The organism is Enterococcus sp. LJL51 (genome assembly GCF_049894025.1).
In the GTDB taxonomy this organism is placed as follows: Bacteria; Bacillota; Bacilli; order Lactobacillales; family Enterococcaceae; genus Enterococcus_L.
Map to the genome: position 1 here is coordinate 1 of NZ_JBNEQE010000003.1, position 24,933 is coordinate 24,933.

At 39.9% G+C, this 24,933-nt stretch carries 22 protein-coding genes; 4 read left to right on the forward strand and 18 right to left on the reverse strand.

The window, feature by feature from the left end; all coding sequences use genetic code 11:
• Positions 1-126: 126 nt before the first annotated feature.
• Positions 127-1,419, forward strand: a complete 1,293-nt coding sequence (locus ACPWSO_RS03970) for an ISL3 family transposase (protein WP_426081523.1) — start codon at positions 127-129, stop codon at positions 1,417-1,419.
• A gap of 171 nt (positions 1,420-1,590) precedes the next feature.
• On the opposite strand, the gene frr is transcribed toward ACPWSO_RS03970, so the two are convergent.
• From frr to ACPWSO_RS04025, 11 genes are all read right to left on the reverse strand, one after another.
• Positions 1,591-2,148 carry a ribosome recycling factor gene (gene frr / locus ACPWSO_RS03975; RefSeq protein WP_426081524.1) on the reverse strand — a complete coding sequence of 186 codons (558 nt, stop codon included), beginning with the start codon at positions 2,146-2,148 and terminating at the stop codon, positions 1,591-1,593.
• Between the two features lie 2 nt (positions 2,149-2,150).
• Positions 2,151-2,873: a UMP kinase gene (gene pyrH, locus ACPWSO_RS03980; RefSeq protein WP_426081525.1), complete on the reverse strand. Its 723-nt coding sequence runs from the start codon at positions 2,871-2,873 to the stop codon at positions 2,151-2,153.
• A gap of 133 nt (positions 2,874-3,006) precedes the next feature.
• Positions 3,007-3,888, reverse strand: a complete 882-nt coding sequence (tsf, locus tag ACPWSO_RS03985) for a translation elongation factor Ts (protein ID WP_426081526.1) — start codon at positions 3,886-3,888, stop codon at positions 3,007-3,009.
• 122 nt (positions 3,889-4,010) lie between these two features.
• Positions 4,011-4,802, reverse strand: coding sequence for a 30S ribosomal protein S2 (rpsB, locus tag ACPWSO_RS03990; RefSeq protein ID WP_426081527.1), 792 nt, complete (start codon positions 4,800-4,802; stop codon positions 4,011-4,013).
• Positions 4,803-5,258: 456 nt separating this feature from the next.
• Positions 5,259-6,413, reverse strand: coding sequence for a hypothetical protein (locus tag ACPWSO_RS03995; RefSeq protein ID WP_426081528.1), 1,155 nt, complete (start codon positions 6,411-6,413; stop codon positions 5,259-5,261).
• 228 nt (positions 6,414-6,641) lie between these two features.
• The gene (locus ACPWSO_RS04000) at positions 6,642-8,024 is read right to left on the reverse strand and encodes a glycoside hydrolase family 1 protein (protein ID WP_426081529.1); all 1,383 of its coding nucleotides are present in this window, start codon (positions 8,022-8,024) and stop codon (positions 6,642-6,644) included.
• Positions 8,021-9,364: an alpha-L-fucosidase gene (locus ACPWSO_RS04005; protein WP_426081531.1), complete on the reverse strand. Its 1,344-nt coding sequence runs from the start codon at positions 9,362-9,364 to the stop codon at positions 8,021-8,023. The genes ACPWSO_RS04000 and ACPWSO_RS04005 overlap by 4 nt, the downstream gene beginning before the upstream one ends.
• Before the next feature lie 22 nt (positions 9,365-9,386).
• Positions 9,387-10,382: a LacI family DNA-binding transcriptional regulator gene (locus tag ACPWSO_RS04010; protein ID WP_426081532.1), complete on the reverse strand. Its 996-nt coding sequence runs from the start codon at positions 10,380-10,382 to the stop codon at positions 9,387-9,389.
• A gap of 23 nt (positions 10,383-10,405) precedes the next feature.
• Positions 10,406-12,724 (reverse strand): glycoside hydrolase family 3 N-terminal domain-containing protein, encoded by a 2,319-nt coding sequence (locus ACPWSO_RS04015; protein WP_426081533.1) that lies wholly within the window; start codon positions 12,722-12,724, stop codon positions 10,406-10,408.
• A 31-nt stretch (positions 12,725-12,755) separates the two neighbouring features.
• Positions 12,756-14,078 (reverse strand): PTS sugar transporter subunit IIC, encoded by a 1,323-nt coding sequence (locus tag ACPWSO_RS04020; protein ID WP_426081534.1) that lies wholly within the window; start codon positions 14,076-14,078, stop codon positions 12,756-12,758.
• Positions 14,079-14,383: 305 nt separating this feature from the next.
• Complete coding sequence (locus ACPWSO_RS04025) at positions 14,384-15,151, reverse strand: TrmH family RNA methyltransferase (protein WP_426081535.1); 768 nt, start codon at positions 15,149-15,151, stop codon at positions 14,384-14,386.
• A 115-nt stretch (positions 15,152-15,266) separates the two neighbouring features.
• Between ACPWSO_RS04025 and ACPWSO_RS04030 the strand changes: the two genes are divergently transcribed.
• The gene (locus tag ACPWSO_RS04030) at positions 15,267-15,542 is read left to right on the forward strand and encodes an acylphosphatase (protein WP_426081536.1); all 276 of its coding nucleotides are present in this window, start codon (positions 15,267-15,269) and stop codon (positions 15,540-15,542) included.
• Positions 15,543-15,738: 196 nt separating this feature from the next.
• The gene (gene yidC / locus ACPWSO_RS04035) at positions 15,739-16,674 is read left to right on the forward strand and encodes a membrane protein insertase YidC (RefSeq protein ID WP_426081537.1); all 936 of its coding nucleotides are present in this window, start codon (positions 15,739-15,741) and stop codon (positions 16,672-16,674) included.
• Positions 16,675-16,855: 181 nt separating this feature from the next.
• Here the strand turns inward: yidC and ACPWSO_RS04040 are convergent, their stop codons facing one another.
• The 6 genes from ACPWSO_RS04040 to recO all read right to left on the reverse strand — a co-directional run bounded on the left by ACPWSO_RS04040 (position 16,856) and on the right by recO (position 23,256).
• Positions 16,856-17,314 (reverse strand): GNAT family N-acetyltransferase, encoded by a 459-nt coding sequence (locus tag ACPWSO_RS04040; protein ID WP_426081538.1) that lies wholly within the window; start codon positions 17,312-17,314, stop codon positions 16,856-16,858.
• A gap of 60 nt (positions 17,315-17,374) precedes the next feature.
• Positions 17,375-17,941 (reverse strand): GNAT family N-acetyltransferase, encoded by a 567-nt coding sequence (locus ACPWSO_RS04045; RefSeq protein WP_426081539.1) that lies wholly within the window; start codon positions 17,939-17,941, stop codon positions 17,375-17,377.
• 534 nt (positions 17,942-18,475) lie between these two features.
• Positions 18,476-20,557 carry a glycine--tRNA ligase subunit beta gene (glyS, locus tag ACPWSO_RS04050; RefSeq protein WP_426081540.1) on the reverse strand — a complete coding sequence of 694 codons (2,082 nt, stop codon included), beginning with the start codon at positions 20,555-20,557 and terminating at the stop codon, positions 18,476-18,478.
• A 2-nt stretch (positions 20,558-20,559) separates the two neighbouring features.
• Complete coding sequence (gene glyQ / locus ACPWSO_RS04055) at positions 20,560-21,465, reverse strand: glycine--tRNA ligase subunit alpha (protein ID WP_426081541.1); 906 nt, start codon at positions 21,463-21,465, stop codon at positions 20,560-20,562.
• Positions 21,466-21,767: 302 nt separating this feature from the next.
• On the reverse strand, positions 21,768-22,487 hold the full coding sequence (locus tag ACPWSO_RS04060) for an AAA family ATPase (RefSeq protein WP_426081542.1): 720 nt from the start codon (positions 22,485-22,487) through the stop codon (positions 21,768-21,770).
• Complete coding sequence (recO, locus tag ACPWSO_RS04065) at positions 22,477-23,256, reverse strand: DNA repair protein RecO (protein WP_426081543.1); 780 nt, start codon at positions 23,254-23,256, stop codon at positions 22,477-22,479. The genes ACPWSO_RS04060 and recO overlap by 11 nt, the downstream gene beginning before the upstream one ends.
• Positions 23,257-23,521: 265 nt before the next feature.
• Between recO and ACPWSO_RS04070 the strand changes: the two genes are divergently transcribed.
• Complete coding sequence (locus tag ACPWSO_RS04070; RefSeq protein ID WP_426081544.1) at positions 23,522-23,887, forward strand: hypothetical protein; 366 nt, start codon at positions 23,522-23,524, stop codon at positions 23,885-23,887.
• 135 nt (positions 23,888-24,022) lie between these two features.
• On the opposite strand, the gene era is transcribed toward ACPWSO_RS04070, so the two are convergent.
• On the reverse strand, positions 24,023-24,925 hold the full coding sequence (gene era, locus ACPWSO_RS04075; protein WP_426081545.1) for a GTPase Era: 903 nt from the start codon (positions 24,923-24,925) through the stop codon (positions 24,023-24,025).
• Between the last annotated feature and the right edge of the window lie 8 nt (positions 24,926-24,933).

The following is a 24,933-nucleotide window of genomic DNA, read 5'->3' on the forward strand; positions in this document are numbered from 1 at the left end:
GGCTCTATACTTTTTGATGTTGGTGGAATTCCACCAATATCTTTTTTATTTTCCAAAACAATAGAAAAGACACCTTGAAATCCTTTAGAATTAATTTGGCGAACCAATCCAAAAGGAGGAATCAAGATGTCTCTTACTCAGCTTATCAAAGAAACACTAGATATTCTAGACCTAAATATCACTTTCGAGGAAAATTGTTTAACAAAAGAAAAGTACAAAGGACAGATTTGCGCCATTTATCGTGGAAAACTTTCTTATTCTCCACAAGAATGCATTCATTGTGGGAATGACGTTCTTTCCAATCTAATACGTTGGGGAACAACAACCGTACGGTTGTTAATGAATGACGTCTCCGAATACCGGACGTATCTTGAACTAAAAAAACAACGCTTCAAGTGTAAGGCGTGTCAACGAACCTTTGTTGCAGATACTTCTGTGGCAGAAAAGCATTGTTCTATCAGTGAAAAAGTTCGTTGGTCAGTCGTCACTCATCTAAAGAGAAACACCTCTATGACTGAGATCGCTCGTCAAAAGAACCTATCCGTTTCTTCCATATACCGTGTCATGAAACGGTTCTATCGTCCGATGAACCCCTTTCGAATGCATCTGCCCAAAGTATTATGTTTTGATGAATTTAAGTCTGTCCGCAGTGTTGCACACGCCATGAGTTTTATCATGATGGACGGTGAGACACATCAGTTATTGGATATTGTTGAGAATCGCCAACTTCATTTTTTAGAGCGTTATTTCAGTCGTTTCTCTAGAGAAAATCGTGAAAATGTGCAGTTTATCGTGATTGATATGTATACACCCTACGTTTCACTAGTCAAAAAACTATTTCCAAATGCCCAACTTATTATTGACCGATTCCATGTTGTTCAACACATTGGAAGAACCTTTCGTAACCAGCGAACAAAAGTAACCAATCGATTGCTCCAGAGTAAAGAACCGAAACAGCATTCGATTGGGAAGCAAATGAAGCGATACTGGAAACTTCTCCAAAAAGACGAAAGCAGATTGAACGATGAAAAGCGCCTTTGGCGTCCTGGTTTTAAAAACTGTTTAACAGAAACAGAGATTGTAGATCGCTTGCTTCACGTTTCGCCTGAACTACAAACGGGTTACCAACTATACCAAGATTTGCTTTATGCAGTTAAGAAACGCGATCAAAAATACTTTGAAGAACTGCTTGCTTTTGATCCGACACTTTCAGAAAGTTATCGAACCACCTTGGAGACATTTAAAAAGTTTCTTCCACAAATCAAAAATGCTCTTCAACACACCTACTCCAATGGACCGCTGGAATGTTTAAACAACCATATCAAAGTTTTAAAACGGAATGCGTATGGCTTCCGTAGCTTTTACAATTTCAAACTGCGAATTATGATTCGCCACGGCAACGCTTTAATTGTAAACTAAAAAAGACCAAGAGAAATGTTTCCTCTTGATCTTCAAAAATTCTAAGATTTCTCTTCACCAACATTAGTTGACAAAGAGCCGTTTTTTCGTTCCAAGTTCTTCAATTTTATTCAGTTTTTGTCCTACCAACACAATTTGACGTAGAACCTGTTCTTTTCAAGAGCTTTGATTCTAAACGTCTAAAAGTTCTTTTTCTTTATCAGCAGTGATGTCATCGATTGCTTTTACACTGTCATCTGTCAGCTTCTGTACATCTTTTTCAAGATTTCTAAGCTCATCTTCTGTGATATCACCATTTTTTTGCTGTTTCTTTAAATCATCCATTGCATCACGACGGACGTTTCTCACTGCTACCTTTGCATTCTCAGCTTCTTTTTTCACGTCTTTCGTCAATTCTTTACGACGTTCCTCTGTCAACTGAGGAATAACCAGACGAATCACGTTTCCGTCATTGGTCGGACTAATTCCGATATCACTAGCCTGCAGGGCTTTATCGATATCATCAATTGAGTTTTTATCGAAAGGTGTAATCATTAAAACACGTGCTTCTGGAATAGTGATTGATGCTAATTGATTTATCGGAGTAGGTGCACCATAGTAATCTACAGTGATACGATCCAGCAGACTTGCGTTTGCTCTTCCTGCGCGGATTTGACCTAATTCACGCTGTAGGCTTTGCTCTGCTTTTTTCATTTTTTCTTTTGCAGTTTCCATTGTTTTTCCAGACATTATTATTTCCCCCTAACTGTTGTTCCAATATTTTCACCAAGACATGCTCGGCGGATATTTCCTGGCTCGTTTAGGTTAAAAACGAGTAGTGGAATATCGTTATCCATACTCAAAGAGCTTGCTGTAGAATCCATGACCTGTAGACCTTTTGAAATGACATCCAAATGTGTCAGTTCCTCATACTTTACTGCATTTGCATCAAGCTTCGGATCAGCAGAGTAAACACCGTCTACATTATTTTTTGCCATTAGAATGACATCTGCTTCAATCTCAGCTGCACGCAAAGCTGCAGTTGTGTCGGTTGAGAAATAAGGGTTTCCTGTTCCGCCGGCAAAAATAACAACACGGCCTTTTTCAAGATGGCGTTCTGCTCGTCTGCGGATATACGGCTCAGCAATTTGACGCATTTCAATCGAAGACTGTACACGTGTCGGCACGCCTAGATTTTCCAATGTGTCCTGCAACGCTAAAGCATTCATTACTGTAGCAAGCATACCCATATAATCAGCTTGTGCTCTTTCCATACCCATTTGCGCACCGATTTGTCCGCGCCAGATATTGCCACCGCCGACGACAATTGCCATTTCGATACCTAATTCGTGAACTTCTTTAATCTCTTGTACGATTTCTTTGATGACAGGAGGTTTGATTCCGAATCCATCATTTCCAGCCAAAGCTTCACCGCTTAATTTCAGTACTACACGTTGATATTTAGGTTTTACCATCTTGTCTTTTCCCTCCAGCAATTCTCTACTGTCATTTTATCATAAGACAGTTGTTTTTTCAGATAGTTCTTTGAACTTGCCTAAAAAAAGGGAGCGCATTTAACTGCGTTCCCAACTGTTACAAGTAACAGAATTATTTTTTCATTTGGCTCATTACTTCATCAGCAAAGTTATCTTCACGTTTTTCGATGCCTTCACCAACAGCAAAACGAACAAATGATTTAACAGTTGCGCCTTTTGCAGCAACATATTTTTCAACAGTCATATCAGGATCTTTAACAAACGGCTGATCTACTAATGAGATTTCAGCTTTAAATTTGTTAAGACGGCCAATAACCATTTTATCTACAATGTTAGCAGGCTTGCCTTCGTTTAATGCTTGCTCAGTAAGAACTGTTTTTTCATGTTCAAGCTCTTCTTGAGGGATTTGTGATTCATTGATATAACGAGGATTGATTGCTGCAACGTGCATAGCAACATCTTTCGCTACTTCTTCGTCTGTTGTTCCTTCTAAAACAGTCAATACAGCGATACGTCCGCCCATATGCAGGTAAGCACCGAATGCAGCGTTATCAGCTTTTTCAACTACTTCAAAACGACGGAAGCTGATTTTTTCGCCAATAACTGTTTGTGCTTCAATCAAATCTGTTTCAATGGTACCTTTTTCAGTTTTGATAGCTAGTGCATCTTCCATTGTTGCAGGACGGTTTGTTGCCATTTCCTGAGCAACGTTTTTAACTAAATCCTGGAACATTTCGTTTTTCGCAACGAAGTCTGTTTCAGAGTTGATTTCTACGATTGCAGCAAAGTTGCCGTCAGTTGCAACATTTGCCAAGCCTTCAGCAGCGATACGATCGTTTTTCTTGCCTGCTTTAGCCATTCCTTTTTCACGTAAAAAGTCAACGGCTTTATCCATGTCGCCTTCTACTTCTACCAATGCTCTTTTGGCATCCATCATACCGACACCTGTCATGTCACGTAATTCTTTTACCATTTTAGCTGAAATATCTGCCATTTCTCTATATCCTCCTCAAATAGTTAACATCATTGTTTTAAAAAAGCCATCTCAAAGGAGAAACAGGCCTATTGCGCCAGCCTTTGAGACAGCTCCGTTTTATTTTTATACGTATACTCGTATTATTCTGCAGTTTCTTCGTTAGTACCTTCAACAACTTCAACGATTTCTTCGATTGATGTTGCTTCTTCAGGTGCTGTTTCAACGAACATTTCTTCTACAGCTTGATCTTCACCTTGGTTTCCTTCGATGAACGCATCAGCCATTTTAGCTGTAATCAGCTTAACTGCACGAATCGCATCATCATTTGATGGGATAACAACATCGATCTCATCTGGATCACAGTTAGTATCAACCATAGCAACGATTGGAATGTTCAGTTTTTGAGCTTCCTGAACTGCGATACGCTCTTTGCGAGGGTCAACAATGTACATTACATCTGGAACTCTAGGCATATCAGCGATACCGCCTAAGAATTTTTCAAGACGTTCACGTTGTTTGTTCAAACCAACTACTTCTTTTTTAGGAAGAACGTCAAATGTACCGTCTTCTTCCATGCGGTTAATATCTTTCAAACGTTTGATACGTTTTTGGATAGTATCCCAGTTTGTCAACGTTCCGCCTAACCAGCGATGGTTTACATAGTATTGACCAGCACGGATTGCTTCGTCTTTAATTGCTTCTTGTGCTTGTTTTTTAGTACCTACGAACAATGCAACGCCGCCTTCTTCAGCAACATTTTTCATGTAATCGTAAGCAACGTCTACCAATTTCACTGTTTTTTGCAAATCAATGATGTAGATTCCGTTTCTTTCTGTGAAGATGTATTTTTTCATCTTCGGATTCCAGCGACGAGTTTGGTGTCCAAAATGTACGCCGGCTTCAAGTAATTGTTTCATAGAAATTACTGCCATGTTGTGTTTCCTCCAATTTGGTTTTTTTGTTTCCTCTCCTGCTCTCTTCTTCATGAAGAACCGAAAACGGCACCCCTTCACAAATCAAACACGGATGTGGATTTAGCGCTGAAAAGCAGCACCTTTGATAGTATACAATAGAAAATAAGCAAACGCAAGACAGTGACACATATTTTACTTACGTTTTTATTTATAGATATTGTCAGAGAAAGTAATTGCGGTAGAAACAGCTTTCTTCAAGTACATGAATGAAACGCAATAAGAAGAAATTTACAAAAAGAGATGAAATAAGCACATAAACCATCGCTGTTCCCTGATTCCTATTTAGTACTTCTCAAATTTTTGCTGAATTTCAACTTATTGCTATAAAATTGACTCTGTCTCATCGTTCAGATTTAGACATATCAAAAGTTTAAAACTTATTTAGGTCTCAGTCACATTTTATCTATAATTTTTCTATTTCCAACGCAGCGGAACCTGCCCACGACCTGAGAAATGATAATTTCCTTTTGTGACTGACCAGCTAAAGGGCAGGTATTTTTCTGTTCCGGTAAGATTTTCCCATTTTAGCTCTTCTGAACTGTCAGTATTCTCATCCATACCTGAAGTATACGTAATGGCTTGCCCATCAAACTGAGAAGACAAAATGATTGGATCATAGATTTGATAGCTGTCTGTCCCTTGCTTCAATGTGACTGGCGTCATAATTCCTTCTGCATAAAGAGATATCTCATTTAATTGAGGTAAATTAGATAATGCTGAGATATCAGTCAATAGTGTTCTTGTGTACATATTATCCCGATTGTCGTAATATTCTTCCTCTGTGCCATATCCAGAAAAAGAGAATCTCAACTCTTTCAAACTAGTCAAGTCTTTTAAATCAATCAGTGAGCCTTGATTACTGGCTACAACACTATAAATTTCTTCAAGCTTCGTTAATTTATTAATCGGGCGTAAATCTCCAAAAGGTGTGGTTTGTTCGCCACTTAACCTTTTTAAATTTACAGCAAATTCCAAGCCGTTTAAGCTGCTGTATGGATCTGTCCAGTCTGGTGAAATACCTTCGACGCTTGCTATGAACTTTTTATCAAACAGTTCATATTTTCGAATAAATTCATTTTCATTTTCATTATTTTTATTGTTCTCAGCAAGTGCTTGGTGATAAATATTATCCTGCTCCTCTACATCCTTATCATATTTTTCCATAGCTACTTCTCTTTGCTGATCCAACTCTTCTACTTTTTTATTCAGTTCTGCATATTTACGGTCATATTCTTCTTGAGTAATAAGACCATTGTTCAAATCAGCATCTAACTGATTGTATTGTTCATCATAATCTGCCTGTATTGCTTCAAATCTCGCTACTTCCGCATCAAAGGCGGTTTGCAGCTGTTCTTGTTTTGCTTGGTTTTCTGCCTCTATTTCTTCTCTTTTTTGATCGTACTTGTCTCTCAAATAATACTCGCTTTTATAAACCAATTCATCTCTCAGCGTCGCATCTGGAAAATGAACATAGTCCAGCTCATTTGCAGAAGCCGCTAAAGGAAATCCGAACAATAATCCTAAGCCGCCAGCAACCAATACCCGTTTCAAACAATCAATTTTTTTCATTTTTATCAATCCTTTCGTTTTTAACATAATTATTATAACACAAAGAATTGTTATTTATTTTAAAAATAATTTTTTTATAAAATATCACACAAATAATTTTATAAAACATTGCATATAGTTTAAAAAGAAACCAGCATTGATACTGACTTATTTTGTCAATAACAATACTGATTCCACTCATCTTCTGTAACATTATCCAAACTATACAAAATATTTTAAGCACACGATTTAATTGTCAAACCCGTTTCTTTTAATTAATTCTTTGTACCATATCCCGCTTTTCTTTAGCGTTCGTTTATAATGGTTCTCTAGGTCAACACGATAAAAACCGTAGCGGTTCCGATAGCCGTTTAACCATGACCAGCAGTCAACAAAGGTCCAGGCATGGTAGCCAAAGCAGTTGCTGCCTGCTGTAATTCCTTTGTGAAGCTCTGTCAGATGTTCCTGTATGAATAAAATCCGATAGTCATCCTGAATCATGCCGTTCTCATCAGCAAAGCGCTCTTCCTCCGCTACACCCATGCCATTCTCAGAAACATACCAGGGAATATTCTTGTATTCTTCTTTCATCATTACTGCAACATCATATAGTGCTTCAGGATAAATTTCCCACCCTCGATATGGATTAATCCGTTTGTTAGGTAGATCGTAAGGTAGATAAAAATCCGCTGGTGTTTGCGCTGGAACCCTGACATGCTCCGGCGCCTGTACACGCCTTGGCTGGTAATAGTTCAAACCAATAAAATCGACGGTGTTCTCACGAATCAGTTCTTTATCGCCTACCTTAATTTTTGGAAGCAAATGATGTGTACGAAAAACAGCTGTCAGCTTTTCAGGAATCACTCCATGAACAGCTGGCTCAAGAAAACTTTTGGTATTAATCAAATCAGCCAGTTCTTTCGCCTGCAGGTCTTCTTTTGAGTCACTTCTAGCATAAGCTGGAGAAATATTCAGAATAATACCTATCCTGCCGTTCTTCACTTTGGCATTTCTGAACTCTTCTACTGCTCTTGTATGAGCCATCAGCGTGTGGTAGCCGACCTGAACAGCTCTTTTGAAATCAACAACTGCTGGATAATGATACCCATATAAGTATCCGCATTCAATATGAACCAGCGGCTCGTTAAACGTAGTCCAATAGCTTACAGTGTCACCAAATAGTTCAAATGCTGTTTTTGCATAAAAAGCAAAAGCATCAACTGATTCTCTCGTTTCCCAGCCGCCTTTTTCCATCAGCCACCAGGGCATATCGAAATGAAACAGATTGATAATCGGCTCTATTCCGTTTTTCTTCAGCTCTTTAAAATATGCGCTATAGAAAGCTACGCCTTCCGGATTCACATGCTTGCCGTCTGGAAGCAGCCGAGTCCAAGCAATAGACGTCCGATAGGAATTCATTCCCAGCTCCTTCATACGCTGAATGTCTTCCGAATACATCTCATAGACGTTAGAGGTATTTTCCGGACCCTGCCCCTCATTAAACTTCTCCGGTGCTATTTTGTACCACTTATCCCAAGTAGATGGTGACTTGCCGTTTTCCAGGCTATGTCCTTCAGTTTGCGGTGCTGAGGCTGCCGCTCCCCATAAAAATGCTTGTGAGAATTCTCTCATTGCGTTAATCCCTCTATTTCTATAGTAATTTCAATTCCTGTAACAGCTTCTTGCTGATCAACTGCCGGAACAATCAGAATATTATTGTTAATTGAATAGCTCTTGCCAGATTTCAAGTTGTTGACCTCCGCTACTTTTCCAGGCAACTGGAGTTTAGCTAAGTCCAGCTTTAGGCTTTCCTGTTCCTGATTTATATGAAAGCCGTAAATTTGCTTCTTTTTAGCTGTAAAATACCAGCCGTCTAATTGATCTACATGATGTTTTCGAGTACCATAAATCCCAGTCCCATAAACTGCCAGCCATTTTCCAAGCTGACCCATCAGCTCTTGTGCCTTGTGAGGTAGAGTACCATCAGGTTTTGGCCCAACTCCCAGCAAAAGATTTCCGCCCTTCGAAACGATTTGCAAAAGCAGTGTCAAAATCTCCTCAAAGGATTTATACGTATCATTTGGAACATAGCCCCAGTTTTTCGCTAAAGGAATATTGCTCTCCCAAACTTTTTTAGGCAGCTGCTCTGGTACCTTGCGCTCTGGAGTTACATAATTCTCATACATTCCGCCAATCGTACGATCCACGATTAAAAGCTGCGGCTGCTGTTCTCTGACATCGACAGCAATTTGCTGCATATCTAAAAACTCATGGTTCTCCGTATTCACCCAGCCGCCGTCTAGCCAAAGAATATCTATTTTTCCGTAATTTGTACATAACTCATGCAGCTGATTGGAAACAAACTCTTTGTACTTCTGCCAAACCTTCGGCTTTTTTTCAGGGTCATAACTGGCGTAGCGGCCTTTGGGCCGGCTGTTGGGCTCCCAGTAATAAGGGCTTGCCCAGTCAGCTTTAGAATAGTATACGCCGACAGATAATCCTGCATTTCTAAATGCCTCTGCGGTTTCACCAAAAATGTCTTTTCGCTTACTTGTATGGAAAGGACATATTTCACTGGTCACTTTATAATTCGAATATTGCGTATCATACATTGAAAAACCGTCATGGTGCTTTGTAGTGAATATCATATAACGAAACCCGGCGTTTCGGCAGAGAAGAGCCCACTCAGTTGGATTAAAGCTACGGGGATTAAACGTTTGGCTAAGCGCCCAGTAGTCTTTTCTCAGTACAGCTAAATCTTCCCGCCATGGCTGTTTTCGTGCCCAGTTGTCTTCTTCTGAAAGCTGCCAGGATTCAACAATACCTGCTACAGCGTATAAGCCCCAATGGAAAATCACACCCAACTTGTTATTCTGAAATTGTTCCAGCTCTGAAATGACTTTTTCCGGAAGTTGACTATAACCTTCCTGTTCTGTCAAAAGATTTTCTTCTATATCTTGTCTGATTGTCATTCACTTTTCTTCCCTGTTAAAATTATCGTTGGCAGATAGAATCCCGCCATAAAATTTCATTTTCAAGCATAAACTGCTGGCCTCCGGGAATCGTAGGGTCTTTAACCCGCTCAATAATTCTTTTTGCTGCTAACGCGCCAAAGGCTGCTACCGGCTGTTTAATCACCGTCAGCTTTGGATAAAATACATCGCTTGCTTCGAAGTAATCATAGCTGGCGAAAGAAATGTCCGTCCCGATTTTCAGTTCATGCTGGTGAATACTTTCCAATGCCCCTAAAGACATATTGTAATTGCAGACGAAGACTGCAGTAATATCGCCCAATGCCAGCAGCTCCTCCATTGCCTGAAAGCCGCTTTTTCTTGAGTAGTCTCCAAATAGAATACAACGTTCATCGATTTCTTCTCCCAGTTCAGCAAAAGCTTCATAAATGCCAGCCAAACGCTCACGAGCAACATAATCGATTTGCGGTGCTGCGATGAAACCAATTTTCTGATGCCCTTGTTGAATGATTCGCTTAATTAAATCAGCTGTACTTTTACGGTTATTCAGCAAAATTGAATCTACTTTTGGAAAGCTCAAAGGCGTAATTGCTGAGATAACAGGAATATCCATAGCCGCAATCTGCTCCATTCCCGGCCAGCTTTGCTCCGCACCAAAAACAATTAAGCCATCCACTGTCCGTGACGCCAGAAACTCCAGCTTTCGTCCAATTTGCTCTGCATCATCCCGATATCCTGAAAGCAGCGTGCTGTAGCCTTCCTGCTCAAACACATCTTCAATCGTTGCAACAACAGAGGAGCTGAAATGACTTTGCATGTTATTCATTAAAACACCAATTGAATAGCTCTGATTGCTTTTAAGTCCCTTCGCCCACGGATTTTCTCTGTAGTTCATTTTCTCGATTGCTTGTCTAATACGTTCGCTGTTTTCCGGCCGCAGCTTATGCCCGTTTAGATACCGGGACACACTGCCTACCGAAACTCCCGCCGCCTTTGCAACCTCTTGTATAGTGGCCAAACACAATTCCCCCTCACCAGCACTTAGTCATCTTTAAAATGAATCTGCTGCGTTAAATCATTTACTCTGATTGTAACACTATTTGTTAAATCAAACTGCCCTTGTCTATTAAAATAGGAGAGCTCCTCAAATCCTAGCTCAAAGCAAATTTTTACTGTCTGATTTTTGGGAATAGCGACTTTTTCAAAGCCTCGGAGCATCTTTTTCCGTTGAATGACATCGCCGCCATGCAGCTGACAATACAACAAAACAGCTTCCTGACCGTCATAGCTCCCTTGATTTACTACCCTAACTTCAACTAACAACTTCTTCCCGGCTTTCATTTCCTGCTTTGTAGGAAGAGGCGTCTTGATTGTGAGCGTTTCATAGGAAAATTTCGTATAGCTTTGTCCATAGCCAAAAGGAAACAGAGGGGCTCCAGATGAATCATAGTAATGTTCATTCATTGCAATAGCCCGCTGGTAATAATAGACGGGCAGCTGACCACTTGAGCGAGGGTAGCTTAAGCTGAGTTTTCCACTTGGATTCGTCTTTCCAGATAAAATATCACTAACTGCTTCCCCGCCCTTTTGCCCAGGATACCAGGCAGTAAGAACCGCATTTGATTTCCTACACACCTGCTCCAGTTCATGAGGCCGTCCCTGAACAAGTATTGTTATAATTGGTTTTCCTAATTTGTTGAGTTTTTCCAGCAGGTCAAGCTGTCTACCTCCCAACGTTAATGAAGAAAGATCGACATTTTCTCCTGAATCCATATTGATTCCTTTGGAAGAAACAGCACCGTTACTTAAAAACTCCATATCAAAATTACGGGCGCTGGAGCCGCCAAGCACTAAAATAATCTTGTCGCTTGCCTTGGCCATCTGAACAGCTTCGCTCAACAACAGCTCTTGATTTTCCAGCTTACGGACATCACAGCCTTGAGCGAAAGTCACTTTAGATAGAGGGAATCCATCTTGAATCCCTTTAAAAATTGTTTGCTCCAGCTGTTCAGTTGTTTGCGGAGCTGTATAGTCTCCTAACTGATTATATAATTCATTGGCATTTGGACCAATTACAGCCAATTTTTCCCCGCTATCCTTTAGAGGCAGAATCCCTTCATTTTTTAACAAGGTGATGCTCTCAGCCGTCAGCTGTTGATTCTCCTTCTGGTAGCTGTAAAATCGGTCCTCATACCCCGCTTCCGGTGCTTCAACATACGGACGATCAAAAAGTCCTAGTAAAAATTTGATGCTGAGTACACGATATACAGCTCGATTCAGTAACTCTTCTGGAATAACACCCTGCCTAATACCGCTGCCTATCTGCAGATAAGTCATATCCCATAAGCTTAAATCAATGCCTGCAGCCAGTGCCTGCTTTGCAGATTCTTCCTGTGTACCATAAATGGCTGCTAATCGGTCCAGCGCTGTACCATCCGCCATAACAATTCCCTGATAGCCTAACTGGGTTCGCAAATATTTTTGAAAAAGTTCTTGATTTGTATGACAAGGGATGCCATCCAAGTCATTGTAGGCAGCCATGATTCCAACAGCATTGCCAGCACTTTTCAATAATGGATAATAAACCTCCATGAATTCCCGCTCACCAATCGTTACCGCTCCAGAATTATGCCCGCCTAACGCATCTCCCTGCGCAATACAGTGTTTCAAGACAACACCCATTTGTTCCGGTTTACGATTCGCTTCATTCACTGTCTGATGCAAAAATTGCTGCTTGTCAGAAATCAGCGTACCCTGAAACCCTGATATGATGGAACGATTAAAAGCAGCAGCCAAATATGGATCTTCTCCATAACATTCTTCGGTTCTGCCCCACCGCGGATCCCGGCTAATATCTAGTGAGGAAACCAAGGCTAGATGGACCCCCTTTTGTGCCAGCTCAGCTGCCATATTGCGGGAGGTTGCCTCAATAAGGTCGCGATTAAAAGAGTTCCCTTTACCAATATTAGTGGGATATGAGATGCTTCCTAATCCTTGATGACCATGAGGACACTCTTCCGCCAATAAAACAGGAATGCCTAGCCTTGAATGACGAATAACATAGTCCTGAATTTCGTTTGCCAGCTGCCAGCTGTCACAAGCCGGCACGCCATTTTCCTGATTTACCTTAGACCAGGGATCTGCCCGAAACACGCCATATAATGCCCCCATGCCATGTCCCCAAGCAACATGCTCCTTAAAGTAATCAGTCAGCTGAAAGGTTTGTCCTTTCTTTTCATAGGCTTTCCAGCCATAAAGATGCTGGTTCACCTGACCAACTTTCTCTTCAATTGTCATGCGTGACAATAAGTCTGTTACACGTTCATGAATTGTACATTCAGGATTTTTGTAGTCCATCATTTCCTTATCCTTTCCAATCTGTTCTATCTTACTAAATTGTTTCCAATTTATTCACTTTGTTACTCGCCATAATAAATGGAATGAATAGCAGAATATCCATAATAAACAGTAAAAATGCTAAAATAGCGGCTGGCAGATTTCCACCTGTTGCAATCCACGCTTGAAATACCGGCGGTGTAATCCAAGGGGCTGCCGCAACAGTCTTCCCAATCAACCCAATACTTGTCGCAAAGTAAGCAATAATAAGATTGATCGATGGGATTATGGCACATGGAATCATAAAGATCGGATTCATAACCACTGGTAAACCAAACATAATTGGTTCTGCAATGTTAAAACAGCTCGGCGCTAACCCTAAACGGGCAACATTTTTTTGCTCTTTTCTTTTAGAAACAATAAAGATAGCGATAATTAAAGGCAGTATACAGCCGCCGCCTCCCAATAGACCAAAGCTGCCGACAAAGGGTTCAGTTACGATGTTAGGAATTACGTTTCCTGCTTCAAAAGCTGTCATGTTTTCCTGAATTGCCGTTAACATCGGCGCAGATTTAATCGGTGATAAAATGCTTGAACCATGCATTCCAAATACCCACAATGTATCAGAGATGAACTGAATGAACAGCATACCTGGGGCCGAAAGGACAAACCCTTTCAATGGTGTTTGAATAATTGTATCAACGATATCAGGAATTGTTAGTCCAGTTGTTTTATCTAGTGTAAATACGACCACTGCAAAAATAATTATTACAAGAACTTCCGGAATCAATGAGTTAAAGGATGTTCCAACTGCAGGCGGGACATTTTCCGGCATGTTAATACGCAGTTTTTCAAATCTGGAAAAACGAACAAATAATTCTGTCCCAGCCAAAGCTGCCAGCATTGCCAGAAAAAGTCCTGACGAAGACGTTAACGACTGCAGGTATACACCACCCACTTCTGCGGTAGCTCCATCCGCTAGTGTAACTGTGCTGTTCATCGGCATCATAATGCACATCAAAGCTACACTCAAGCCGCCGGCATGAGTGGGACTAAAGCCTTTGTTGTCAATCTTGCCGGAGTTGGCATACCATGTAGCTAAATTGTAGCCAATGTTGTAGCAGACCAAAATAGCCAAAATTCCCATCGTGCCATTGTTCACAATTCCCGCCAGTCCAGCTAGAAAGCTTAAATCAATAAACTGTTGTACCCAGGCATTTGAAAAAATAACAGCATTCAGTAAGATAAAGAAGGAAGCAGCCATGATTAAAGGCATGGTAATAATAAATCCATCTCGAATAGCACTTAAATGTCGCTGATTATTGATTTTCGCCGCAATAGGCAATAATTTTTCAGATAACTTATCAATAAATTTCATTAGAACTCCTCCAAATTTTATAGTTAGTTCATCATCCTAACTAATTGATTAAAAAAATATATACTAACTTGAATCGATTCAATTTGATAATAACAGGTAAAGCTCATTTTTGCAACCGCTTTTTTGAATCGATTCAAAATTTCTTATTAATTTAGAAGAACTCTTTCAAAATGAACTAAATTCATTGCAGAATCTTGATTTCATACTCTTGTATACTTTTATCCCTCTGTTTACTTGGACGTCAAAAAAATCACAATACAAGAAGTCTGCTTTGCCCCATACAGAACAAAGCAGAGACCAGAATTTTATATAGACAGCTGATACATTAATATTCCAGCGGCTACAGCTACATTTAAAGACTCCGCCTGCCCCTTAATAGGAATATAAACATTTTGCGTCGTTTCCATTAACAATTCCTTTGCGACGCCCTGCCCTTCATTTCCCATAATTAACAAAGAGCTCTCAGATGGCTCAAGAATTGAATAGTCTATTGCCTGTTCATTCAGCTCTGTTCCATACACTGGAAGCCCTGCCGCCTTAAACTGCTGCAGATAATGACTGATTTCGCCTCGAACAATCGGCAGATGGAAATGACTTCCCTGCATCGCACGCAAAACCTTTGTACTGTAGATATCGGCCGAACCTTCACCAATAATCACTCCAGCATACCCAGCTGCATCGGCAGTCCGAACCATAGTTCCAACATTTCCAGGGTCCTGTACGTTATCCAGCGCCAGCCAATTCCCTGATTGTTCCAAGGTTTCGATTTCTTTTGGAATAGCCAGTACACCGATAATTCCTTGAGGAGCAGGTAAATCAGAGAGACTTTTCATCACTTCATCACTGACAAAAATCATCTTAGTTTGATCTTGTTCCTCCAGCCATTGTTTCCATTCCTTTAATCCTCTCTGGTCCACAATCACCCATTGGATGTCAACTAGAGATTTTGCTGCTTCTTCAATTAAATGGAAGCCCTCAACCAGATACTGACCATTTTCCTCCCGATGTTTTTTCCTTTGAAGCTTTTTCAGCTTCTTTATAAACTCATTCTTGTTAGACATAATTTCTTTCATGTTTCCACCTCAACAGCATTATATCATTTTTTTTAACACTTATTCAAAACTTGATTGAAACTAAAAAAATCGCTATCATAGTAAATAAGAAAATAAAGGAACGGGGTGCCTATTCATGAGAAAAATTCGTATGAACGTTCAAGGACGAGTACAGGGTGTGGGCTTTCGCTACACAACAAAAATGGTTGCTGATCAGTTAGGTGTTACAGGAACAGTCAGAAATGAAAACGATGGTTCTGTGTCTATTGAAGCAGTAGGCTCGTTGGAACAAATTGAAGCCTTTATTCAAAAGATTAAGGATTCTCCAACACCTTCCGGAAGAGTTACTTATACTGATATTCAAGACGATCCTTTGATTGAAGATTATTCTACTTTTAAAGTAACAAATTAACCAGCTTTACTTAGCAGGCAGCTGACTGAACTGCCATTTTTCTAGACGCTGCGCTGCTTTTATCATGTACCTCCAGTAAGTAATTCTGCTTTTAATTATTCAATAAGTTTCCTCGGCTTTTCGGAATTATTATTGAAAAATGAATGATTTTAAAGTATAGTTAAGTTTGTGCAAATTTTAGTAAAGGAAGAATTATATGAAGAAATACAATAAATGGATACTTAGTTCAGGCTTAATCACCTTAATGCTTTTTCTTTCAGGTTGTGTAAAAACCGGAAGCGATGGTCAACCTACAGGCGACGGAATTGTTTATCAATTTCTTGTTCAGCCGATGAGCAATCTTATTACTTACCTTGTAAACAACTTTAATTGGAATTACGGCTGGGCGATTGTATTTATTACTGTCATCGTTCGAATCATCATTATGCCTTTAGGCTTGAATCAGTCACGTAAAAGTATGATTCAGACTGAAAAAATGCAGGCAATCAAACCACAGATTGATGCGGCACAAGCCAAGATGAAACAGGCTGTAACACGTGAAGAACAGATGCAGGCACAAACAGAACTGAATCAGGTATACAAAGACAACAATATGAGCATGATGGGCGGAATTGGCTGTTTACCTCTGCTGATTCAAATGCCGATATTCTCTGCTTTGTTCTTTGCTGCCAGATATACAGAAGGTATTAGCGAAGCGAACTTCTTCGGCATTAACTTAGGTACGCCGAGTATTGTTTTCGTAATTTTAGCCGGAATCGCTTATTTAATTCAAGGATATATTTCAACAATCGGTATTCCTGAAGAACAGAAAAAGACTATGAAATCTATGCTGATTATCTCGCCATTGATGATTGTCTTCATGTCCTTTAGCTCTCCTGCCGGAGTAGCATTATATTGGGTTGTCGGTGGTATTTTCAGTTGTATCCAAACCTTTATTTCAAATATTCTGCTGAAACCTAGAATTAAGGCTCAAGTAGCAGAAGAACTCAAGAAAAATCCGCCAAAACAGGTAGTCAGTACCGTAAAAGATGTTACTCCTAAAGAAGTATCATTGACTAAAAGCAATGGGCATCAACCTAAGTATTCTTCTAAAGGCGGACGCAACGCCGGAAAACAGCAAAAAAATAAATAAGTAAACAAAAGCTGGTGTATGAGAAATAATCCAATTCTCACTCACCAGCTTTTTAGTAATAAAAAAACCTACACTCTATTATTAGCCAATGTAACGGTGCAAAGGCCTCTACACACGAGCAGCTATTCCCCACTTTGTCCAGGAATTTTTAACAAGGAATCTGAATGTGAAAACAGCCATCCTAATTCAGAGTTTTTCTCATTTTTATCGTTTCTTTTTCATAGCCCAACGATTCATAGAATGCGGCAGCATGAGTATTTCCAGCAAAAACATTTAAACTGATTCCTTCAAATCCCTGCTCCGCTGCCCAGCGCTCCGCTTGAGTCATCAAAGCTTTACCGACACCTTTTCCCTCCATGTCTTCCGTTGTGCAGATTCTTGAAACATAAGCTTGTTTCTCGCCAGTTAGCCAGTCTTCTTCTGCCTTCATCTCAATAAAGCCTGCACGCTGTCCATCTAAAACAGCAATCAAAAGATGAACCTGTTCCGCTTTTTCTAAATCTAAAACCATCCAATCCATCTGCTGCTTTCTAAATCCTGCATGCTCAATGCGCTGAGGAAGAGGAAAATCAGCAAAACGGCCACATAATTGAATAAGCCACTCCCGATCCTGCTCAGCGATATAATTTCTAAATTGCATCTACTCTACCTCAACTCTCTCTGATAAACTAAAAAATATTTGTTCATTAATAATTCTGCTCTACATCTGTTCTAGTAATACTGCTGACAGTTCTTCATGTGACAATAGATGAATAGGTAAAAAAGGTTCTGGTTCAGAATCACCAGTCAAAAGCTTCTTTTCAAACAAGGCAACATCATGCCAGCGGCCGCACTTGTATCCGATACTGTGATAAACACCTATTCGTTGAAAGCCAAATACTTTATGTAGTTTTTCACTTTTTTCATTAGGAACTGTAACAATGCCATAGACTGTCCTAACCCCTTGGCGTTTCAAGATTGCCAGAAGCATTTGATAAAATCGACGTCCCACTCCTCTTACTGCAGATTTCTGGTCAACATAAACTGACAGCTCGGCAGTCCATTGATAAGCTTCTCTTTCTTTATAACGATGTGCATACGCGTACCCAATAATACGGCCATCCTCTTCCCAAACTAAATAGGGATAGTCTTGACTAATTTCCTCAATCCGCTGTGAAAATTCCGTCTCTTTGGGAAGAGCACATTCAAAGGTCACTGCTGTCTCAATATATTGGGCGTAAATTTTTAATAATACCGGACCGTCCTCTACTCCTGCAAAACGTATCATGCTATTCCCCCTCAATTTCCGATAAAATCTAAAAAAAAGATAGGTTTATCATAGCATATTATCAGTCGTTCAGCTGATTATTTTGTTGCTTTTTTTAAATAATATTAGTGTTTCAAAGATATAGTCAGAATAATCTGGAAATATTAATCAGTTGACAAGTGAAAAAATCGAATGCTTCAGCAATGGATGACTCTTTTCCAGAATTTGTACGAATTATTCAACTAATAACCAAGTACGATATTCTTCACTTAAAACGTTTAGCCATCAGGCCTGTTTCTCTCCAACCAATTTTCTCTTGGCTCAGAAAGGAGCGCTTTAGCTGAAACAGGCTGGCGCTTGCTTGACTTCATTTAGGAATGGCCATAATTTTCTACCGACTTGCTTCCGGCTTCACTGCCTATTCTATTTGTCTGAAGCATGATAAACTATCTTATTTTCTTTACAACACTAGTGAAAAAATAGAAAACGCCCTAAAACAGTTTTTTCCACTGCTTTAGAACGTTTTTCCAGATTCCTATTACCCTGTTTTATAGATTATTTAACATTTAATAAATCAAGACTTGCCAGGGAAAGCACCATTTCAGCAATCCGGTTTAATTCGGCAATTCGGTTTGCTTTGATGTCTTCATCCTCTACCATGACCATCGTCTGATCAAAGTAAGCTTCAATCAACGGTTTCAAGCTCACCAAAGCTTGATAGTTTTCCGCCATTGTATTGCCTTTGAAGTTTTCCTCTACTTCATTGACAGCTTGGTGAAGAGCTTTCTCTGTCTCATTTTCAAATAACGCTTTATTGATTTTTACATCTTTCTGACCGAGTTCCTGACTCTTCTTAGCTAAATTCAATACACGAGTCAACGCTTCAATAGAAGGACGGAAATCCTCATCCTTAAGATGTTCACGAATAATCATTGCTGAAGCAAACAGCTTCATCATGTCTTTTTGTTTCGCTGAAATCACCGCGTCGATGATATCATGACGAATATTTTTAGTTAGAAGCAGCTGGCGTAATCGTGCTTTGACAAAATCAACAACTTCCTTTTGACCGCTTGTTAGCTGAATTCCAAAACGTTCTTGATCTGCATTGATTTCCTGATCAATTTCTTCCTGAAGCTCAACTAGCGGAAACTGCCAGCCCTTGTTCTCAATAATTCGAATAATCCCATAAGTCTGACGACGCAGAGCATACGGATCGTTCGAACCGCTAGGAACCATTCCTACTGTAAAGAATGTAAGGACGCTGTCCAGTTTATCAGCAATCGCCAAAACTGAACCAATTGCCGACTCCGGCAGTTCACCCTCACTGGAAATCGGCAGATAATGTTCGCGAATGGCCTGTGCAACTGCTGCTTTTTCACCTTGCAGCAGGGCATATTTTTCACCCATAATTCCCTGTAGCTCGGGAAATTCTCCAACCATATTTGTAACTAAATCAAACTTATAGATTTGTGCTGCCCGATTTAAATCTGTCAGTTCCTCGTTGTTTAAGCCAATTTTTTCTCCAATGATTTTGGCTATCGCTGCTGTACGCTGCATTTTTTCATAGATAGAGCCAATTTTTTCATGGAAGGTTACATTTTTTAGTTTATTTACACATGTATCAATCGATAATTTTTTATCTTCATTATAGAAGAACTCTGCATCTTCCAGACGGGCAATCAAAACCTTCTCATTCCCCTTAACAACATTTTCCAGATGAACATTGTTGCCGTTTCGAACTGCGATAAAATGAGGCAGCAGTAATCCTTTTTCATTGCGGACATCAAAATAGCGCTGATGTTCCTTCATCGATGTGACTAAAACTTCATCAGGAACAGAAAGATATTTTTCGTCAAATCCGCCAACAAATACTGTAGGATATTCCACTAAATTATTCACTTCTTCTAATAAATCACCAGCCAAAGCTACAGTCCACTGATTCTTTTCAGCAATAGCTTCTGCCTGTTCAACAATCATCGCTTCTCTCTTAACAGGATCAGCGATAACAAATTGCTCTAAAAGCTTTTGTTCATATTCATCTGCGTGAGCAAATGTTGCTTCATCCCCAAGGAAGCGATGCCCTCTTGATTTTCTATCTGTTGCTACATCAAGAATCGTAAATGGAATGACCTCTTCATCTAAAAGAGCGACAATCCAATGAATTGGACGAATGTATTCAAACTCATGATCCGCCCAGCGCATTGTCACAGGGAAAGTTAAGCTCAAAATAACATCCTTTAGGCCTTTCAAGACTTCTTTCGATGCTTGCCCATGAACATATTTTGTTACGTAGACATACTCAACACCATTTAATTCTCTAAAGGTAATCGCATCTGTTGTCAGCCCTTGACCTCGAACAAAGCCCTCGGCCGCTTTGGACCAGTTGCCTTCAGCGTCCTGAGCAATTTTCTTTGCAGGTCCTTTGACTTCTTCTTGCGTGTCTTCTTGTCTTTCAGGAATCGCCGTCACATAGATGGCTAAACGTCTAGGCGTAGAAAAAGTCTGAACAGATTCATAACCTAAATTATGTTCATCTAAAAAGTTTACTACTTTCTCTTCCAGCTGTTTCCGGCTTGGTGTCACCACATGAGCCGGCATTTCTTCTAAGCCAATTTCCAATAATAAATTATTCGCCATAATTATTCCGCTCCTTTCTCAGCAGCTGTTTTATTAAGCAGAGGGTAACCCAGTTTCTTTCTTTCTGCTACAAAGATTTTGGCTACTGAGCGGGCCATATTCCGAATCCGTGCCAGATAGCCGGCGCGTTCTGTAACTGATACTGCGCCGCGGGCATCCAGTAGATTGAAGGTATGACTGCATTTTAAGATATAATCATAAGCCGGGTGAACCAAATCCTCATCAATACATCGTTTCGCTTCTTTTTCAAATTTGTCAAAATTAGCTAAAAGCATTTCCTGGTCGCTAATTTCAAAAGAATATTTTGAATGCTCATATTCCGGCTGCTTAAAAATCTCACCGTACTTTACATCTTGTGTCCATTGTAAATCATAAACACTTTCAACCTCCTGAATATAAGAAGCTAATCGTTCTAAACCATAAGTGATTTCCGCTGTTACTGGCTTACACGGCAGCCCGCCTACCTGTTGAAAATACGTGAACTGTGTAATTTCCATACCATTTAACCAAACTTCCCATCCCAGACCAGCACAGCCCATTGATGGATTTTCCCAGTTATCCTCTACAAACCGGATATCATGCTCTAATGGTTCAATTCCTAATAAACGCAGACTATCCAAGTACAGCTCCTGAATGTTTTCCGGAGATGGCTTCATAACCACTTGGAACTGATGATGCTGATACAGGCGGTTGGGGTTCTCCCCATATCGTCCGTCAGCCGGCCGTCTTGAAGGTTCTACATAGGCAGCGTTCCAAGGCTCTGGACCGATTGCACGAAGAAATGTATACGGACTCATTGTTCCGGCACCCTTCTCTGTATCATATGCCTGCATCAGCATACAACCGTTTGATGACCAAAATTTCTGCAATGTCAGAATCATGTCTTGCACAGTTAATTTCTGTTTCATTTTTTCTCCTCCTATTGACTGTCTTTCTCCCCTTCAGAGTATAGGTGGCACAAGTAAAAAAAGTCCCTATGCCTCTAAAGAGACATAGGGACGAAAAGTCATTCGCGGTTCCACCCTACTTCTGATTAAAAATCAGCAGCTTCATTTACTGTACTCAAAAGCGCCCTTCGAAAGGTTCAGCTTCCGGCTTTCACTCTCCCGAAATCGCTTCTTGTCTGAAAATCTTTCTACTCTTCTTTCTCATTGTACATATTCGTTACTATTCATAATAAGCCGTTCAATTTCAGATGTCAAATTATTTTTCATTCGGATAGAAGTTTTTCGAAAAAATACTGCTCTCTTTCAAAAATCATCGACCAATCCTGATAAATTCTCGTTTCCTTCAATTTCTTCTCCTGAATACTGTCGGCTGAAAACTCATATATTTTAGCATTAGGAAAAAACAGCAGTACAGGGGAATGCGTGGCAATAATAAACTGAGAATCGGCACCAATCAAATCCTTCAGCAGTACCATAACCTGCAGCTGGGTACTCAGCGAAAGACCTGTCTCAGGTTCATCAAGCAGGTAAAAGCCTTTGCCGAAAAAACGGTTTGTTAAAAGCTCTACAAACGATTCTCCTCTCGAATAGCTATGAAGATCCCGTTCAAAAACAGACGGTCCAAAAGCATCCGTTTCCTCTATTTCAGTCATTAAATTATAAAAAGATTCTGCCCGGTAGAAATAGAAATCCTTAGGGTAGCTGGGATACCGTACTGGACGACAAGCATCAGCCAGCGAGTAGTTTTCTTCATAAGTGGAGAAGAGCTGATTCCGTGATCCGCCCTCCATATTCATCCCCATCAAACTGGCTATCATCTCAATCACGGTGGATTTCCCTGTCCCATTTTCCCCTACGAAAAAAGTCAGCGGCTGGTCAAAAACAAGGTCATTCAAATCGTTGAGCGCTGATAGATTGAAGGGAAAGTCTTGTTGCTTTGGCTTTTTATAAACAACTTTTTTTAGATAATTGCTAGTCTCCATTTCGCTGCTCCTTCAAGGTGTTCTCCCAGCTTTTCATCTGATCAATAAATTTTTTACTTTTCAAATGGATTCCCACATACTCGTCATAAAGCTCATCAATAATCTTTCTGATTTCTAGCTTTATTTCCGGCTTAACCTCTATTTTATTCAATTTATCATAGGAAACAGCTGAAAAGAGACGAATAAAGTGAATGGCTCTTGAATCCCCATGATAACGATAGGCATCCATGTGCCAATGAGCTTCACATAGTACACCATTGTATTTAGAGGAATAGTCAAACTTGCCTTTTGTCTGACCGCACACCCGGCAGCTCATCCAGTCAATGGAAATACCAAATCGATGAAGCAGCTGAATTTCATATATATTTGTAATGATTTCCGGATCTTTCCCTTCATTAATCAGCTGTAGTGCCTGTAGCGTAAAAGAGTATAAGCTAGGATCATAGATGCGGTCTTCAATTGCTGTGTCTGCAAGATTAAGAATATAGGTTGCATAAGCATTGAGGAAAATATCCTGCTGAATCGCCAGAAACGGTGTCACTTCTTTACTGCTGTTGATAAAAGATAGTCCTTCTTCTCTAAAATCACCGATGTAAACAGCTTGAGTAAACGGCATAATTGCAGGAGTTAAAGGATTATTTTTACGATGAGCCCCTTTGATAAAAAACATTTGCTTGCCAAAGGATTCTGTAAAAATCTTTACCAGCTTATCCTTTTCTTTATAATCTCTGGCAAATAAAACCAGTCCTTTGCTTTCACCTAAAGCCATTTTCTCACCTGCCTCCTCACTTTATCTATTTTATTTAGAAATCCTATATGCTAAATAGCCCTTTTTTCATGATGAAGACAAAATTATTTTTTTAAGCCTCTATCACTAACTAAATTCATATACATTTTAGCAAAAACTACTATAAAAGAACAGTTACGCATTTACATTCATTTCAGAACCCCGTATACTTTATTAGTCGCTCTATCCATCATGTCTCTACACAGAGCAAACTGAATAGACGATAAATCATTAAGGAGCTGTTTAAATGAAAATAAATATACAAAGAAATACAGGGATTGTTGGAATGGGAACTAAGATTACCTTGAAATCCAACGGAAAATTAGTTACACATTTAAAGAATAATCAACAATATCAAATCGAAAACAACGAGGAGCCCGTTCAGTTAACTGCAAATCAATGGTATTTAGGCAGTACACCCGTCACTGTTCAAGCTGGTCAGACAGTAGAAATTGTTACCAATCCCACAGCACTACTGCTTTTCTTTATCTCTATTGTAACAGTCTTTTTAGGCAGCCTGATTACTCCTGTTTTCAGTGTAGTAGGATTGCTTCTTCTTATAGGAACTATGATTTTTTCATTAAAAAACTGGTTCCGTCTAAATGTAAACTAATTAAACAAGCTAACTGAATCAGTCAGCGAATAAAGCAGCAGCCGTACGCCTTTTTGGCTCCTACAGCTACTGCTTTATTTTACATATACTTTTGTTGTATACTTACTATCCTCTAGTGAAGCTCAACAGCCGGCTTTAATAATCCTCTTCCCGATAACCGAAGTCCTGAAGATAGATTTTTTTATCTCGCCAGTCTTTCTGAACCTTTACCCAAAGCTCTAAGTACACCTTATCATCAAGTAAATGTTCTATGTCACGGCGCGCCTTTGTCCCAATCTGTTTCAGCATCTTTCCACCTTTACCGATGATGATCCCTTTTTGGCTATCCCGTTCAACGATGATTGTTGCTTGAATATGAACCTTATCATTTTCATCCCGTTTCATTGAATCCACAACAACAGCTACGGAATGAGGAATCTCGTCTCTTGTAAGAAGAAGAACCTTCTCACGAACCAGCTCAGAAACAATGAAGTATTCCGGGTGATCCGTGATTTGATCATCTGGGAAATACTGCGGTCCTTTCGGCATCCGTTCAACCAGAATTTCCATCAGACGTTCCGTATTATTTCCTTCTGTTGCAGAAATAGGAACGACCTCGGCAAATTCCATCTGGCTAGAATAATCTTCAATAATTGCCAACAAATCATTAGGATGAACCTTGTCAATCTTATTAATCACCAGAAAAACAGGCGTATTTTGTTGCTTCAGACGATCGATAATAAAATCGTCGCCTTTTCCCCGCTTTTGATCGGCACTAATCATAAAGAGAACAGCATCTACTTCTCTTAATGCGCTATACGCAGTTTCCACCATGAAATCGCCTAATCGATGCTTCGGTTTGTGAATCCCCGGGGTATCAATGAAAATCAATTGAGCCTCTGGTGTGGTGTATACTCCCTGAATCTTATTTCTAGTTGTTTGAGCCTTATCACTCATAATAGCAATTTTTTGTCCGACAATTCGATTAAGCAAGGTAGATTTCCCAACATTAGGGCGACCTACGATTGCTACAAAGCCAGATTTGTGTGTTTCAGTCATTCGTTCTC